This is a genomic window from Paracoccus yeei ATCC BAA-599 (genome assembly GCF_000622145.1).
Lineage (GTDB): Bacteria > Pseudomonadota > Alphaproteobacteria > Rhodobacterales > Rhodobacteraceae > Paracoccus > Paracoccus yeei.
Map to the genome: position 1 here is coordinate 114,621 of NZ_JHWH01000001.1, position 16,100 is coordinate 130,720.

Annotated in this window: 13 protein-coding genes; 3 read left to right on the forward strand and 10 right to left on the reverse strand. The window is 67.6% G+C overall.

Going from position 1 to position 16,100, the window contains the following annotated elements; all coding sequences use genetic code 11:
* Positions 1-32: 32 nt before the first annotated feature.
* The 5 genes from BU28_RS0100560 to BU28_RS0100580 form a co-directional block, all read right to left on the reverse strand.
* Positions 33-869 (reverse strand): ATP-binding cassette domain-containing protein, encoded by an 837-nt coding sequence (locus BU28_RS0100560; protein WP_028717708.1) that lies wholly within the window; start codon positions 867-869, stop codon positions 33-35.
* On the reverse strand, positions 866-1,699 hold the full coding sequence (locus BU28_RS21680; RefSeq protein ID WP_051577650.1) for an ABC transporter ATP-binding protein: 834 nt from the start codon (positions 1,697-1,699) through the stop codon (positions 866-868). The genes BU28_RS0100560 and BU28_RS21680 overlap by 4 nt, the downstream gene beginning before the upstream one ends.
* Positions 1,700-1,703: 4 nt before the next feature.
* Complete coding sequence (locus tag BU28_RS0100570) at positions 1,704-2,606, reverse strand: ABC transporter permease subunit (RefSeq protein WP_028717709.1); 903 nt, start codon at positions 2,604-2,606, stop codon at positions 1,704-1,706.
* Positions 2,603-3,610, reverse strand: coding sequence for an ABC transporter permease subunit (locus tag BU28_RS0100575; RefSeq protein WP_028717710.1), 1,008 nt, complete (start codon positions 3,608-3,610; stop codon positions 2,603-2,605). The genes BU28_RS0100570 and BU28_RS0100575 overlap by 4 nt, the downstream gene beginning before the upstream one ends.
* Positions 3,611-3,680: 70 nt before the next feature.
* The gene (locus tag BU28_RS0100580; protein ID WP_028717711.1) at positions 3,681-5,285 is read right to left on the reverse strand and encodes an ABC transporter substrate-binding protein; all 1,605 of its coding nucleotides are present in this window, start codon (positions 5,283-5,285) and stop codon (positions 3,681-3,683) included.
* Between the two features lie 482 nt (positions 5,286-5,767).
* On the opposite strand from BU28_RS0100580, the gene BU28_RS21685 reads away from it, so the two are divergent.
* Both BU28_RS21685 and BU28_RS0100590 read left to right on the forward strand, forming a co-directional pair.
* Positions 5,768-6,700: a PfkB family carbohydrate kinase gene (locus tag BU28_RS21685; RefSeq protein WP_036761723.1), complete on the forward strand. Its 933-nt coding sequence runs from the start codon at positions 5,768-5,770 to the stop codon at positions 6,698-6,700.
* Complete coding sequence (locus tag BU28_RS0100590; protein ID WP_028717712.1) at positions 6,697-7,608, forward strand: pseudouridine-5'-phosphate glycosidase; 912 nt, start codon at positions 6,697-6,699, stop codon at positions 7,606-7,608. The genes BU28_RS21685 and BU28_RS0100590 overlap by 4 nt, the downstream gene beginning before the upstream one ends.
* Here BU28_RS0100590 and BU28_RS0100595 read toward each other — a convergent pair.
* The 5 genes from BU28_RS0100595 to BU28_RS0100615 form a co-directional block, all read right to left on the reverse strand.
* A complete protein-coding gene (locus BU28_RS0100595) occupies positions 7,605-8,654 on the reverse strand; it encodes a patatin-like phospholipase family protein (protein ID WP_028717713.1) in 1,050 nt (349 codons plus the stop codon). The genes BU28_RS0100590 and BU28_RS0100595 overlap by 4 nt on opposite strands.
* A gap of 179 nt (positions 8,655-8,833) precedes the next feature.
* Positions 8,834-9,961 (reverse strand): peptide chain release factor 2, encoded by a 1,128-nt coding sequence (prfB, locus tag BU28_RS0100600; RefSeq protein WP_028717714.1) that lies wholly within the window; start codon positions 9,959-9,961, stop codon positions 8,834-8,836.
* A gap of 187 nt (positions 9,962-10,148) precedes the next feature.
* Positions 10,149-12,686: a penicillin-binding protein 1A gene (locus BU28_RS0100605; protein ID WP_028717715.1), complete on the reverse strand. Its 2,538-nt coding sequence runs from the start codon at positions 12,684-12,686 to the stop codon at positions 10,149-10,151.
* Between the two features lie 72 nt (positions 12,687-12,758).
* A complete protein-coding gene (locus BU28_RS0100610; RefSeq protein ID WP_028717716.1) occupies positions 12,759-13,985 on the reverse strand; it encodes an N-acetylmuramoyl-L-alanine amidase in 1,227 nt (408 codons plus the stop codon).
* The gene (locus BU28_RS0100615) at positions 13,982-15,118 is read right to left on the reverse strand and encodes a pyridoxal phosphate-dependent aminotransferase (RefSeq protein ID WP_028717717.1); all 1,137 of its coding nucleotides are present in this window, start codon (positions 15,116-15,118) and stop codon (positions 13,982-13,984) included. Before BU28_RS0100615 ends, BU28_RS0100610 begins: the two co-directional genes overlap by 4 nt.
* A gap of 171 nt (positions 15,119-15,289) precedes the next feature.
* Here BU28_RS0100615 and BU28_RS0100620 point away from each other — a divergent pair, with 171 nt between their 5' ends.
* Positions 15,290-16,039 (forward strand): DsbA family protein, encoded by a 750-nt coding sequence (locus BU28_RS0100620; protein WP_028717718.1) that lies wholly within the window; start codon positions 15,290-15,292, stop codon positions 16,037-16,039.
* Positions 16,040-16,100 lie beyond the last annotated feature (61 nt).

The window sequence follows — 16,100 nt, forward strand, 5'->3', positions numbered from 1 at the left end:
GACCCCCCGAGGGTATTTGCGAAACGGTGAAATCAGGCGCTGGCCGCGCGCAGCGCCTGGCGGCGGGCGACGCGCTGGCGGATCGCCTCGATGTCCGTCACCGGGGTCGCGGCGAAGAGTTCGCGCGTATAGGGGTGCTGCGGGTTGGCAAAGACCGCCTCGCGCGTGCCCTGTTCGACCGCCTCGCCCTTGTTCATCACCAGCACGTCGTCGGCGATGTAGCGCACCACCGACAGGTCGTGGCTGATGAAGACATAGGCCAGGTCGAATTCGTCCTGAAGATCCGCCAGCAGGTTCAGCACCTGCGCCTGCACCGAGAGGTCCAGGGCCGAGACCGGCTCGTCCAGCACCAGGAGCGTCGGGTTCAGCATCAGCGCGCGGGCGATGGCGATGCGCTGGCGCTGGCCGCCCGAGAACATGTGCGGATAGCGGTTGAAATGCTCGGCAGGCAGGCCGACCTTGACCAGCATCTCCTCGGCCCGGCGGCGGCGTTCGGCGGCGGGGGTGTCGGTGTTGAGAAGCAAGGGCTCCATCAGCACGTCGCCGATCTTTTGCCGGGGGTTCAGCGAGCCATAGGGGTTCTGGAACACCATCTGCACCTTGGAGCGCATCTCGCGCGTCAGCCCCCTGGTGATGTCGACGGGCTTGCCCTCGATCAGAAGCTCGCCTTCGGTCGCGGGGTCGATCAGCGCGATGATGCGCGCCAGCGTCGATTTGCCCGAGCCCGATTCGCCGACAATGGCCAGCGTCTTGCCGCGATCGACGGAGAAGCTGATGCCCTTGACCGCGCGCACCACCTTGGCCCGGCGGGTCAGCGAGCCGGGGACGTGGTAATCGCGGACGATGTTCTTGCCCTGCACCACGCTCATTCCGCGCCCTCCATGAAGCTGCCCACGGTGGGCAGGCGGTCGCCGGTGGCGTTTTCCGGCAGGGCCGAGAGCAGCGCCCGGGTATAGGGGTGTTTCGGTGCCTGAAACAGCGACAGCACGTCGGCTTCCTCCATCTTCCTGCCCTTGTATTGCACCTGAACGCGGTCGGCGGTTTCGGCGACCACGCCCATGTCATGGGTAATCAGGATCAGCGCCATGCCGGTCTGTTCCTGCAGCGTCATCAGCAGATCCAGGATCTGCTTCTGGATGGTGACGTCGAGCGCGGTGGTCGGTTCGTCCGCGATCAGCAGGCGCGGGTTGGTGGCGATGGCCATGGCGATCATCACCCGCTGGCACTGACCGCCCGACATCTGGTGGGGATAGGACTTCAGCTTTTCCGCCGGGTCGGGGATGCCGACCTGCCGGAACAGGTCCAGCGCGCGGGCGCGGGCCTGCCTGCGGGACATGCCGGCGTTGAAGCGGAGCACCTCCTCGATCTGGTAGCCGGTGGTGAAGCTGGGGTTCAGCGACGCGATGGGTTCCTGAAAGATCATCGTGATCTCGCGCCCGATGATGCGGCGGCGGTCGCGCGGCGCCATGCGGAGGAGATCCTGGCCGTCGAAGCGCATCTCGTCGGCGGTGACGGTGGCGGTGTCGGGCAGAAGCCCCATCGCCGCCAGCATCGAGACGGACTTGCCCGAGCCGGATTCGCCGACGATGGCCAGCACCTCGCCCTTGTCCACGGTGACGTCGATGCCGTCGACGGCAGTGAAGCTGCCGGTCGAGGTGGCAAAGCGCACGGTCAGGTTGCGGATGGTCAGAAGGGACATGGCCTCAGCTCCGCTTCAGTTTCGGGTCGAGCGCGTCGCGTAATCCGTCGCCCATCAGGTTGATCGCCAGCACCGACACCAGGATGGCGAGGCCGGGGAAGGTCACGACCCACCAGGCGCGCAGGATGAATTCGCGCGCCTCGGCCAGCATGGTGCCCCATTCGGACGCGGGCGGCTGCGCGCCCATGCCCAGAAATCCCAGCGCGGCCGAATCGAGCACCGCGCTGGAGAAGCTGAGCGTCGCCTGCACGATCAGCGGCGCCAGGCAGTTCGGCAGGATGGTCTTGAACATCAGCCGCAGGTTCGAGGCCCCGGCCACCTTGGCGGCGGTGACGTATTCGCGGGCCTTTTCGCCCATCACCGCGGCCCGCGTCAGGCGGGCGAAATGCGGCTGGTAGACGATGGCGATGGCGATCATCGCGTTCGTCAGGCCGGGCCCCAGCACCGCGACCAGCACCAGCGCCAGCAAGAGCGAGGGGAAGGCCAGGATCACGTCCATGACCCGCATGATGACGGTATCGACCCAGCCACCATAGAAGCCCGCCAGCAGGCCGATGAAGATGCCGCCGGTCAGGGCGATGGCGACCACAACGATGCCGATGAACAGCGAATATTGCGCGCCATAGATCAGCCGCGACAGCATGTCCCGGCCGACCGCGTCCGTGCCCAGCAGAAAGCCCGCGCGCCCGCCGTCCTGCCAGATCGGCGGCACCAGCAGTGCGTCGCGGTATTGCTGCGTCGGGTCGTGCGGCGCGATCAGCGGCGCGAAGATGGCCGTCAGCACCAGCAGGACAAAGACGCCAAGCCCGATCACCGCGCCCCGGTTCTGGCTGAAGTAGAACCAGAACTCCTTGAGCTGCCGGCGACGGATGGCCGCGTCCGAGAGTTTCACGGTGGTATCGGTCATTTGTGCCGGATCCTCGGATTGATAAGACCATAGGTCAGGTCGACGATCAGGTTCACGATCATCACGATGGCGGCGATCAAGAGCAGGCCCGATTGCACCACCGGATAATCGCGGCGCGAAATGGAATCGATCATCCACTTGCCGATGCCGGGCCAGGAAAAGATCGTCTCGGTCAGGATGGCGCCGGCCATCAGCACGCCGATCTGCAACCCGATGGTGGTGATGACGGGGATCATGGCGTTGCGCAGCGCGTGGACGCCGATCACCCGGCGGGTGGGCAGGCCCTTGGCGCGGGCGGTGCGGACATAGTCCTCGCCCATCACCTCGAGCATGGCCGAGCGGGTCTGGCGCGCGATCACGGCCAGCGGGATCGTCGCCAGCACGACCGAGGGCAGGATCAGGTGGCTGAGCGCCGAGGCGAAGGCGCCGTCCTGCCCCGAGAGCAGGCTGTCGATCAGCATGAAGCCGGTGACGGGCGGAAAGAAATACATCAGCGAGATGCGCCCCGACACCGGCGTCCAGCCCAGCACGCCCGAAAAGAAGATGATCAGCAGAAGCCCCCACCAGAAGATCGGCATGGAAAAGCCGATCAGCGCCCCGGTCATCGAGATCTGGTCGAACCAGGAGCCGCGCTTGATCGCGGCGATGACGCCCACCGGCACGCCGATCACGGTCGCGATGACGATGGCCACCAGAGCCAGTTCGACCGTCGCCGGGAACAGGGCCAGGAACTCGGCCAGCACGGGCTTTTTCGTGACCAGAGAATTGCCAAGGTCGCCCTGCAGCAGGTTGCCGAGGTAATTCAGGTATTGCTGCCAGATCGGCTTGTCATAGCCAAGCTGGGCCGCGATCTGGGCGTAGCGTTCGGGCGAGACGCCGCGTTCGCCCGCCATCAGCAGCACCGGGTCGCCCGGCAGCAGGCGGATGAAGCCAAAGGCCACCAGCGTGATCCCCAGCATGGTGGGGATCAGGTAGAGCAGCTTGGCAAGAATGAATCTGAGCATCGGATCCTGATCCAAAAGGGCCGTGCGAAGGGTGGTCCCCCGCACGGCCGCAGCACATGAAACCGAATGATTATTCGGTCAGATCGACGGTTTCGAAGGTATAGTCGCCCAGCGGCGACTGCACGAAGCCGGTCACTTCCTTGCGCATCGGCACGTATTGCGTCGAATGCGCCAGCGTGGCCCAGGGCTCGTCCTGCTTGAAGATCACCTGCGCCTGTTCGTACAGTTTGACCCGCTCGGCGTGATCGCTGGTGGTCTTGGCCTTGGCGATGATGTCCGAGAACTCCTGGTTGCACCAATAGGCGCGGTTCGCGCCGCCCGGCGTCGCGGCGGCGCAGGACAGCAGCACCGACAGGAAGTTGTCGGGGTCGCCGTTGTCGCCGGTCCAGCCCAGGATGACGGCGCCCTTGCGGCCTTCCTCCATCGACTTCTTGAGGTATTCGCCCCATTCGTAGCTGACGATGTCGACCTTGACGCCGATCTTGGAGAAGTCGTTCTGGATCAGCTCGGCGGTGCGGCGGGCGTTGGGCATGTAGGGGCGCTGCACCGGCATGGCCCAGACCTCCATGGTCAGGTCCTTGACGCCGGCAGCCTCGAGCGCGGCCTTGGCGGCCTCGGGGTCGTACTTGTCCTCTTCGATGGAGTCGTTGTAGCCCCACATGGTCGGCGGGATCGGGTTCTTGGCGACCACAGCGCTGCCCTGATAGACGGCGTCCACGATGGCCTTCTTGTCGATGGCCATGTTCAGCGCTTTGCGGACCTCGGGCTTGTCGAAGGGCGCGACGGTGGTGTTATAGGCCAGGTAGCCCACGTTCAGCCCGGCCTGTTCAAGCAGTTGCAGGTTCGGGTCGGCCTTGATGTCGGCAATGTCGGCCGGCGAGGGATAGGGCATCAGGTGGCATTCGCCGGCCTTGAGCTTTTGCAGCCGGACCGAGGCGTCGGGGGTGATGGCGAACACCAGGTCGTCGATCTTGGGCGCCTCGCCCCAGTAGTCGGCGTTCTTCTGGTAGCGGATCACTGCGTCCTTCTGATAGGCCACGAACTTGAACGGGCCGGTGCCGATGGGCGCGTTGTTCAGGTCCTCGCGCGTGCCGGCGGCCTCCAGCGTGTCGGCATATTCCTTGGACAGGATCGACACGAAGGGCATGGCGACATTGGCCAGGAACGGCGCCTCGGGCTGGTTCAGGGTGAACTTCACCGTATGGTCGTCGACCTTTTCGATGGACTTGATCAGCTTGTCCATCTCCATCGAGGAGTAATATTCGTAGGTGATGCCGGGGATGTATTCGTGCCAGGGGTTCTCGGCGCTGGCTTGGCGCATGAAGGTAAAGATCACGTCGTCGGCGTTGAAGTCGCGGGTCGGCGTGAACTTGTCGTTCGAGTGGAACTTGACGCCCTGGCGCAGGTGGAAGGTATAGGTCAGCCCGTCTTCCGACACGTCCCAGCTTTCGGCCAGCGCGGGTTCGATCTCGGTCGTGCCGGGCTTGAACTGGACCAGCCGGTTGTAGACCGCATGGCCCGACGCATCGAAGGTGGTCCCGGCGGTATAGGGCGCGGGGTCGAAGCCCTCGGGCGAGCCTTCCGAGCAATAGACGAAGGTCTTCGCGCTCAGCGGCGTTGCTGCCATCAGCACAAGCGCCGAGGCCGCCAGGAAACGGGTGGAAAGGATCGACATATTGCCTCCCATGTCAGATGTATCCTTGAGGTCCGATGCAAACCAAAGCTCTGCTAAGGTCAAGAGCGATGACCTATCCCTGCGACGAATCCACAGCACTGACGCGACGGAATGTGACATTCTGCCAATTAGAATGTCGCTTTGCCGCACGGCTTCGGCGTCCCGAAAAGGTGCCCGGACAGGTCCCTTCGGCCAGCATCGCCCGAGGCGGCGTCTTCGTCAATCGCCCTGCGCGGCCATGGCGCGAAATCCCGGCACGCCGGAGAGGGGGTGAGGACGCGAGCCCTGGCCCGCGCGGTCGGGATACCGCGGGCCGGATTGCCGTATCGTCATGATCGGCCGCCGCACCGGGCATGTCCGGGCGGTCATGGGCGCCATGGCGACAGGCCGGCGCGCGGTTGACGCCCGGCGGCAGGTTGCTTTAGCTGCCGGGCAAGGCGGTGCCTGCGCCCCGCCGCCCCCTGCCCGCCCACCGGATCGCCATGCCCCGTCCCGACCCTGCCCCCGCGCCGCCCCGCATCCTTTGCGCGGGCGCGATGCTGTGGGACGTGATCGGACAGGCCTCGGCCCCCATGACGCTGGGCGAGGATGTGCCGGGCCGCATCCACCAGCGCCCCGGCGGCGTCGCGCTGAATGTCGCGCTGGCCCTGGCGCGGCAAGGGCTGGCCCCCGGTGTTCTGTCCGCTCTGGGCCGCGATCCGGCGGGCGACGCCCTGCTGGCCGAGGCGGCGCGCCAGGGCGTCGACACCCGCTGGCTGCACCGCGATCCTGGCCCGACCGGCACCTATATGGCGATCGAAGGCCCCCAGGGGCTGGTCGCCGCCGTCGCCGACGCCCGTGGGCTGGAGGCGGCGGGACCCGCGATCCTGGCACCCCTGCGGGACGGACGGCTGGGCGATGCGGGCGCGCCCTGGCGCGGCACGCTGGTCGTGGACGGCAACCTGACCGAGCCCGTGCTGGCGCTGATCGCCCGCGCCCCCTGGCTGTCCCGCGCCGCACTGCGCATCGTCCCGGCCAGCCCCGACAAGGCCCCCCGGCTGCGGCCGTTGCTGGCCCATCCCCGCGCCATCCTGCATCTCAACCGGCTCGAGGCCGAGGCGCTGGCCGGGCGCCCCCTGCCCCTGGCCGCCGAGGCGGCCGAGGCTGTCGTGGCGCTTGGCGCGGCCCGGGTCCTGGTGACGGACGGGCCGCGCGCCGTCGCCGATGCCGTGGCGGGCGGGCCGACCCTGACGCTTGTGCCCCCCGCCGTCACCGCCCGCCACGTGACAGGCGCAGGCGACAGCTTCCTGGCAGGCCACCTTGCCGCCGAAGACGCGGGCGCGCCCCGCGACCAGGCTCTCGCCGCCGGCATCGCCGCAGCGACGCGCCACATCACCGCCCCGCCGCAGGGCCCCCTTTCAAAGGAAACCGCATGAAGGATCTTCTGGTCTTTGCCCCCGAGGTCGAACAGGCCCTGGCCGCGAACCGCCCCGTCGTCGCCCTGGAATCGACGATCATCACCCACGGCATGCCCTATCCCCAGAACCTGGAGGTGGCCCGCAGGGTCGAGGCGACGGTGCGCGAGGCCGGCGCGACCCCCGCGACCATCGCCGTGATCGACGGGCGCATCCGCATCGGCCTGGACGACGCCACGCTGCAGGGGCTGGCCGAAACCCCCGGCGCACAGGTGATGAAGCTGTCGCGCGCCGACCTGGCCGCCTGCCTGGCGCTGGGACGCACAGGCGCCACCACGGTCGCCGCAACCATGATCTGCGCCCATCTGGCCGGCATCCGCACCTTCGCCACCGGCGGCATCGGCGGCGTGCATCGCGGCGCGGAAACCAGCTTCGACATCTCCGCCGACCTTCATGAATTGGCGCGCACGCCGGTCACGGTGGTCGCCGCCGGGGCCAAGGCGATCCTGGACCTGCCCAAGACGCTCGAGGTGCTGGAGACACTGGGCGTGCCGGTCATCGCCTTCGGCCAGGACCCGCTGCCCGCCTTCTGGTCGCGCGACTCGGGCCTTGCGGCCCCCCTGCGCATGGACGACCCGGCCCAGATTGCCCGCGCGGGGCTCTTGCGGACCGACCTGGGCCTTTCGGGCGGCCAGCTGGTCGTGAACCCGATCCCCGAGGCCGACGAAATCCCCCGCGCCACGATGATCCCGGTGGTCGAACAGGCCCTGGCCGAGGCCGAGGCCCAGGGCATCGCCGCGAAATCCGTGACGCCCTTCCTGCTGCAACGCATCTTCGAACTGACCCGGGGCCGCTCGCTTGACGCCAATATCGCGCTGGTCCTGAACAACGCCCGGCTGGCGGCGCGGATCGCGGCCGCGATGGCCTAGCTGAACAGCCGCGGCAGATCGACCGAATCGCGCACGCCCAGATTGGCGGCGTGATAGTCCATGAACCGCTCTGCGGCGCTGCGCCCCGCCTCGCGCAGCGTGTGCAGCAGGCCGGGCGCGGGCACCAGCTTGGTGGCCGCCGTCAGCTTGTTCATCAGGAAGTCGTCCATGATCATGTGGATCAGCGGGTTCTTCATTGCCCGCCCGGACAGCCGCTCCTCGGCATGCAGGCGCTTGACGAAGTTGATGGCCCGCAGTTCGCGCAGCAACGAGGCGTTGAAGCTGATCTCGTTGATCCGGTCCTGGATCGCGGCCGGGGTCCTTGGCAGCGTCTCGCGCAGCATCGGGTTGATGTTCACGATCACGATGTCGCGCGGCAGGTCGGGCGCGAACAGCGGGAACAGCGCCGGATTGCCCGAATAGCCGCCATCCCAGTAAGCCTCGCGCCGGCCGGTGGCGGGGTCGTCGATCTCGACCGCGCGAAACAGCGTGGGCAGGCAGGCCGAGGCCAGGATGGTGTCCACCGTCACCTCGACGCCCGAAAAGACGCGGATGCGCCCGGTCCGCACATTGGTCGCGGTGACAAAGAACTGCGGACCCCGTTCCAGCCCCAGCCGGGGGTGCGGCATGTCCTGCAGGATGCCGGCCAGCGGGTTCGAATAGAACGGCCCATAGTCATAGGGGCTGAACAGCCGCGTCACCCCCTCCATCCAGGCGACCGGCGAAACAAGCTCGGTCAGCCTTTGCAGAAAGCGCGGCACCGGGAACAGCGAATGGATCCAGCGCACCAAGCGGTTGTCGCTGATCTGGCTGACCTGCGACCAGACATGCTCCAGGTTCTCAAGCGCCGCGCGCCGCCCGCGCCGGCCCGGGCCGCAGGCCAGGCCCGCCGCCAGCGCCGCACCGTTGAGCGCCCCGGCCGAGGTGCCGCTGATCCCGCTGATCTCGATGCTGTCGTCGTTCAGCAGATGTTCAAGCACGCCCCAGGCAAAGGCGCCATGCGCGCCCCCGCCCTGCAAGGCCAGATTGATGCGTCTGACACCCATCGCCATTCCATTCGCATGTGCAGCATATCACGCCGCGATGCAGCATGAACACCCCTGCCAGGCCAGGCAAGCGGAATCTCCGACCCCGAACAAGCGCACTGCCCGCGAACCCGGGCGAAACACCGGGCTTTCACCGTTTCCCAAATACCCGTGCCGGCCGCGCCGCAGGCACTGCCGGATCAGTCTTCGGCCTGCGCCTCGGCCCGGCTCTTGCCCGCCACGTCCAGGGCCAGCGTCGCAGCCATGAAGGCGTCGAGGTCGCCATCCAGCACGCCCTGCGTGTCCGAAGTCTCGTGCCCCGTGCGCAGGTCCTTCACCATCTGATAGGGATGCAGCACATAGGAACGGATCTGGTTGCCCCAGCCGGCGTCGCCCTTGGCCTCGTGCTGGGCGTTGATCGCGGCGTTGCGCTTGTCGAGTTCCAGCTGATAAAGCCGCGCCTTGAGGGCCGCCATGGCGTTCGCGCGGTTCTGGTGCTGCGATTTTTCGGAACTGGTCACGACGATGTTGGTCGGCAGGTGGGTGATCCTGACCGCCGAGTCGGTCGTGTTGACGTGCTGCCCGCCCGCGCCCGAGGACCGATAGGTGTCGATGCGGATGTCCTTGTCGGGAATCTCGATCTCGATGTTGTCATCGACCACCGGATAGACCCAGACCGAGCTGAACGAGGTGTGCCGCCGCGCCGCCGAATCATAGGGCGAGATGCGCACCAGCCGATGCACGCCCGATTCGGACTTGAGCCAGCCATAGGCGTTCGGGCCCGAGACCTTGTAGGCGGCCGAGCGGATGCCGGCCTCGTCCCCCGCCGTCTCGGACAGCAGTTCGACGGTGTAGCCCTTCTTCTCGGCCCAGCGGACATACATGCGCGCCAGCATGCTGGCCCAGTCGCAGCTTTCGGTGCCGCCGGCGCCGGCGTTCACCTCCAGGAAGGTGTCGTTGCCGTCGGCCTCGCCGTTCAGGAGCGCCTCGAGTTCCTTCTGGGCGGACAGGTCCGCCAGCGCCTTCAGCGCGGCTTCGGCATCGGCGACGATTTCGGCGTCGCCCTCGGCCTCGCCCAGTTCGATCAGTTCGGCATTGTCGTTCAGCTCGGTGCTGATCCGGCGGTAGGTCTCGACCGCATCCGACAGCTTCTGGCGGTCGCGCATCAGCTTCTGCGCGCGGGCGGGATCGGACCAGATGTCGCCCGCCTCGATCATCGCGTTCAGTTCCTCCAGCCGGTGGGGCGCGGTCTCCCAATCCATGCGCTGCGCCAGAAGCTTCAGCGACTTGCGGATCGCATCGATGGTGGCTTGGGTTTCGGCGCGCATGGTCGGTCTCTTTCAGGTCACGGGGGGTCGGATGACCGCAGACAGATAGCGTGGGCGAGCCCGGCTCGCAAGGCGCAGGGGCCGGGCGGCCGGTCCCCGGGGGCGGCGGCAGGCCGGGGGCTGTCTGCCCCCGGACCCCCGAGGGTATTTGCGAAACGATGAAACACGGGCCGCGACGGTCAGCGCGCTAGTAGAGCCCACCCGAGGACAGCGTGCCGAAGTCGGCCTTCTTCGGGATCACCCGCTTTTTTCCGGTCGAGGTCGTGACGGCCTGGCCGCCGTCGCGCGCTTCGGTGAAAAGCGGCAGGGTGCCCGGCTCGGCCCGGCCGAAGCCGCCGTCCACCAGGGTCAGGCCGCTGGTCTCCTGGCCGTCGCGGAAATATTCGGCGATCACGTTGTCGCCCTTGGCGTCCGGTCCCAGGATCGCGCCGGTGAAGCGGTCGATGTTGACGAAATGCCCGCCCGGCGGAACCTTGAAGTCGGTGCCGCCGTATTCGCGCACCGCCTCGCGCATGAATTCGTTGAAGACCGGCACGCAGAGCGTTCCGCCATAGGCGTTTTCGCCCAGGGTGCGGGGCTGGTCGTAGCCTAGGTAGCAGCCGGCGACGATGTTCGAGGTATAGCCGATGAACCACACGTCCTTGGCGTCGTTCGTGGTCCCCGTCTTGCCCGCGACCGGCACCGGCAGGTTTACGCCGCGCCCCGAGCCGCGCTTGACCACGCCTTCCATCATCGAGGTGATCTGATAGGCGGTGATCGCATCCATCACGCGTTCGCGGTTCGACCGGATCTGGGGCCCGGCGCCGGCCGGCAGGGTCGGCTGGTCGCAGGTCACGCATTGTCGCTGGTCGTGGCGATAGATGGTGCGGCCGCGGCGGTCCTGCACGCGGTCGACCAGCGTGGGTTCGACCCGCTCGCCGCCATTGGCGAACATGGCATAGGCCGCGACCATCTTGAACAGCGTTGTTTCCTGGGCGCCCAGGGCATTGGCCAGGAAATGGCCCAGGTGGTCGTAGACACCGAATTTCTCGGCGTATTTCGCGACCGTGTCCATGCCGATGTCCTGGGCGATGCGGATGGTCATCAGGTTGCGGGACTGTTCGATCCCGATGCGCATGGGAGTGGGCCCGTAGAACCGGCCCGAGGCGTTCTTGGGCGCCCACAGGCCCTGCGGCGTGTTCACGGTGATCGGTTCGTCCACCACGATGGTGGCGGGGTTGAAGCCCGAATCCAGCGCCGCCGCATAGACGAAGGGCTTGAAGCTCGACCCCGGCTGGCGCTGCGCCTGGGTGGCGCGGTTGAAGACCGAGCTTTGATAGGAAAAGCCCCCCTGCATCGCCATGACGCGGCCCGTGTTCACGTCCATCGCCATGAAGCCGCCCTGGATTTCCGGGACCTGGCGCAGCGTCCAGCGAATGAAGCTGCCGTCGTTGTCGGCGGTCATGCGCCGCACCAGCACGACATCGCCCACCTCGAGCAGGTCGGCGGCCACCTTGGCCTTTGGCCCCAGCCGGCCGTCCGCCTGGCGCTTGCGGGCCCATTGCACGTCCTTGGCGGGCAGTTGGGCCGTCCCCTCCTGCCCCTCGATGCCCAGCGTTGCGTCCTGGCTGCCAAGCGCCAGGACGACGGCGGGATACCAGCCCTCGATGTCGCGGGGCACCTGCGCCTCGGCCAGGGCGGCGCGCCAGTCCTGCTCGGCACCCAGCTTCTCCTCGGGGATGCGCTGGCGGGTGCCGCGCCAGACGCCGCGGCCGCGGTCGTATTGCTCGAGCGCCTTTTGCAGCGCGCGCGCCGCGATTCGCTGCAGGTCGGGCTCTACCGTGGCGCGGATGGCCAAGCCGCCGCCGAAGAACTCCTCGTGCCCGAACTGGGCCGAAAGCTGGCGCCGGATCTCGTCGGTGAAATAGTCGCGCGGCGGCAGCTGCTTCTGGAAGGCCGGGAAGTCGCCGTTCTGGACCGAGCGCAGCGGCAGTTTCGATTCCAACTGATAGGTCGCCTCGTCGATATAGCCGTTCTGCCACATCTCGCGCAGGACATAGTTGCGCCGCTCGGTCACGCGCTCTTTCGCGCGGACGGGGTGATAGCGGCCGGGGGCCTGGGGCATGGCGGCCAGCGTCGCGGCTTCGTGCGGGGCAAGCTCGGTCAGGGGCTTGTTGAAATAGGTCTGGGCGGCGGCGGCGACGCCAAAGCTGTTCTGGCCCAGGAAGATCTCGTTCAGGTAAAGTTCAAGGATCTGGTCCTTGCTCAGCGTCTGTTCCAGGCGGGTGGCCAGGATCAGTTCCTTGATCTTGCGCTCGGCGCTGCGGTCGCTGGACAGCAGGAAGTTCTTCATCACCTGCTGGGTGATGGTCGAGGCGCCGCGCACGCTTTCGCCGCGCGACTGGACGGCCTGGATCAGCGCGCCCACCATGCCGCGCGGGTCGAAGCCGTGGTGATGGTAGAAATTCTTGTCCTCGGCGCTGACGAAGGCTTCCTTGACCAGCGGCGGAATTTCGTCGATCGGCACGAAGATGCGCCGTTCCTCGGCGAATTCGTCGATCAGGCGGCCTTCCCCGGAATAGACGCGGCTGATCGTCTTGGGACTGTATTGCGCCAGCTGTTCATGGCTGGGCAGGTCGCGCGAATACATCCAGAACACCGCCCCGAGGGTCAGGGCGACGAACACGATGCCGGTCACGACCCAGGAAAAGATCGCACCAAGAAACGACAGGACGAAACGTATCAAGCGGCCGGGCCTTTCGGGACGGGATGGCGCCTCTATAGTGGGCACCGCCGGCTGCGTCAAAGCAACCTTGCGCTAGTGCCGCGAAAGCCCGGCGCGGATCGCGTCGTCCTGCGCCCACTGCCCGATGGCCCGTGCGATGGACTGCGCCGTGCGCGACCGCCATTCGGGGTCGAAGAGGTTCGCCCGGTCGCCCGGATCGGTCAGAAAGCCCAGCTCGATCAGCACCGAGGGGATGTCGGGCGATTTCAGCACCGAGAACGCCGCCCCGCGCACGGGCATGCGGTGCATCCCGATCCCCGCCCGGTTCAGTTCCGAGACGGTGAACTTGGCGAAGGTCACCGATCGCGGATGCGTCTCGAGCCGCGCCAGATCCATCAGCACGTCGGCCACCTGGTCGTCGGTCCCCGCCAGGTCCACGCCGGACAGAAGGTCGTCGCGGTCGTGGCGCATGGCCAATTCCCGCGTGGCGCGGTCGTCGGCCTCCTGGTTCCAGGTATAGATCGAGAGGCCCGCGGCCTCGCCCGCCGGCAGGGCGTCGGCGTGCAGCGAGATGAACAGGTCCGCCTGCCCCGCCCGCGCGATGGTCATGCGCCGTTCCAGCGGCACGAAGCTGTCGTCGGTGCGGGTGGACACCACCTGGAACCCCGCCCGCGTCAGGATGTCCGAGAGTTCGCGCGCAAAGGCCAGCATCAGCGACGCCTCGCTGATGGCGCCGACCTGAGCGCCGGGGTCGTGGCCGCCGTGGCCGGGGTCAAGCGCGATGCGCAGCGCCCGCCCGGTGTGGCGATGGACCGGCGGCGGCGCGGTGGCCGAGGGCTGCGGCAGATCCCAAAGCGCCGAAAGCGCGTTGCCACGGGTCACGAAATCCTCGGGCGCGACCGGCTCGATCCGCAAGGCGACCAAGGCGCCGGCTCCCGTGGGCGCGGGCTTCTGGATCGCCGTGCGCAGGGCATAGGGGCCCGGCAGTTCCACCACCATCCGCGACCAGCCCGGGCGAAAGCGGCCCCAGCGCAGCGCGGGCACCAGATCGCGCCCCGGCAGCGCCTGGGCGTCGCTGCCCGAAAAATCGACCTCGCGGAAATCGACGACCAGCCGGGGCGGGCCGTCCAGGAAGTAAACCCGATAGGGCACCGGATGGCTGAGCGTCAGGGAAACCGTCAGCGGCCGCGGCTTGCCCCGGTCGCGGCCCTCGGCCGTGATGGCGGACTGGCCCAGGTCCAGATGCGCCAGCGCCGACCGCTCTTGCGCCAGGGCGGGCAGTGCCAGGATCGCCAGCAGCAGCGCCGCAAGCCACCTCATCGCGCGGCCATGAAGCGGGCCAGCCGGTCCAGCCCCTCGGCGATCTCGGCGGTGGCGCGGGCATAGCTGAAGCGCAGCGTCCGCGCGCCCCGGCGCGGATCGAAGTCGAGGCCGGGGGTGACGGCGACGCCCGCCTTGTCCAGGATCTCGGCGCAGAAGCCCAGGCTGTCTTCGGTCAGGTTCGAGACATCGGCATAGATATAGAAGGCGCCTTCGGGCGGCGCGATCCGGGTGAACCCGATCTGCGGCAGGCGTTCCAGCATGATGCGGCGGTTTTCGGCGTAAACGGAAAGGTTTGCCTCGGCTTCCTCGATGCAGTCCAGGGCCGCCAATGCGGCCGTCTGGCTGGCGTGGGGCGGGCAGATGAACATGTTCTGCGCGATGCGTTCGACCGTGCGGACCATGGCCTCGGGCACCACCATCCAGCCCACCCGCCAGCCGGTCATGCTGAAGTATTTCGAGAAGCTGTTGATGACAAAGACCTGGTTCGTCACCTCAAGCGCGGAATGAAAGCCGGCGCCATAGTCAAGGCCGTGATAGATTTCATCCGAGATCAGGCTGATGCCGAGTTCGTCCGCCCGCCCGGACAGCGCCGCCAGTTCGTCGCGCCGCAGCACCGTCCCCGAGGGATTGCCGGGCGAGGCGAGGATCAGGCCCTGCACATCGGCGGGCAGGTCCTGCGGGCGCGGCTGATAGCGGTCCTCGGCCCGGGTCTGGATGCCCACGGGTTCAAGCGACATGGCGCGCAGGATCTGGCGATAGCTTGGGTATCCGGGCTCGCCCAGGGCCACGCGGTCGCCGGCGTCGAACAGGGCCGAGAAGGCCAGGATGAAGGCGCCCGAGGAGCCCGGCGTCACCACCACCCGCGCGGGGTCCAGGTCAAGCCCGTACCAGCGCCGGTACAGCGCCGCGATGCCCTGGCGCAGTTCCGGCAGCCCGAGCGCCACGGTATAGCCCAGCGGCCGATCGAGCGCGGCGGCCAGGGCCCGGCGCGCGCCCGCGGGGGCCGGGGTCGAGGGCTGGCCGACCTCCATATGGATGACATGGCGGCCCTGGGCCTCGGCCCGGCGGGCAGCCTCCATCACGTCCATGACGATGAAGGGATCGACCTGGCCTCGGCGCGACTGTTTCATTCCTGCCTCATGCCTTCCGGGCGTGTTGTTGGTTTTCGGGGGGTATCACAACTTGGGCGGGCGCGGTCAAGCAGGCGGGGGCGGTCAAGCCCGCGTGAAGGACGGACCGCGGCGGCTTGCAACCGCGCCGCGCCCGCGCCAAGCTTTGCGCCAGCACGGAAAGGACCCCCGATGAAAGCCCTTGTGACCGCCGCGGCGCTGGCCGCCACCAGCCTGCCAGCCCTGGCCTTCGATCCTGCGGCGATGAGCGACGCCGAAAAGGCCGCCTTCGGCGAGGCGGTGCGCGACTATCTGATGGCGAACCCCAATGTCCTGGTCGAGGCGATCAACGTGATGGAGGAGCGCCGCCTGGCCGACGAGGCGCAAAACGACAAGGTTCTGGTCCAGACCCATCGCGACGCGATCTTCAACGACGGCCACAGCTGGGTCGGCGGCAATCCCCAGGGCGACGTGACGCTGGTCGAGTTCATCGACTATCGCTGCGGCTACTGCAAGAAGATCAACCCCGAGCTTGAGGCGCTGCTGAAAGAGGACGGCAACATCCGCTTCATCCTCAAGGAGTTTCCGATCCTGACCGAGGAAAGCCAGCTGGCCGCCCGCTTTGCCGTCGCGGTCCAGCAGATCGCCGGGCCGGATGCCTACAAGAAGACGCATGACGCGCTGATGGAATCGCGTGGGCCGGTGACGCTGGAATCGCTCAAGACCCTGGCGGGCGGAGTGGGCGTCGATGCCGATGCCGTCATCAGCCGGATGAACACCGAGGAGGTGTCGGCCGTGCTGCGCAAGAACCACCAGTTGGCCGAGCAGATGCGGATCATGGGCACCCCCACATTCATCATCGAGGGCGAGATGCTGCGCGGCATTCCGGCCCAGGGGTTGGGGCCGGTGATCGAACAGATCCGGGCGGCCAAGCAGGGCTGAAACAGGCGCCGCCCGGCCCGGTGGCGCGGGCGGCATGGGTATTTGACCAACAAGGAAACGC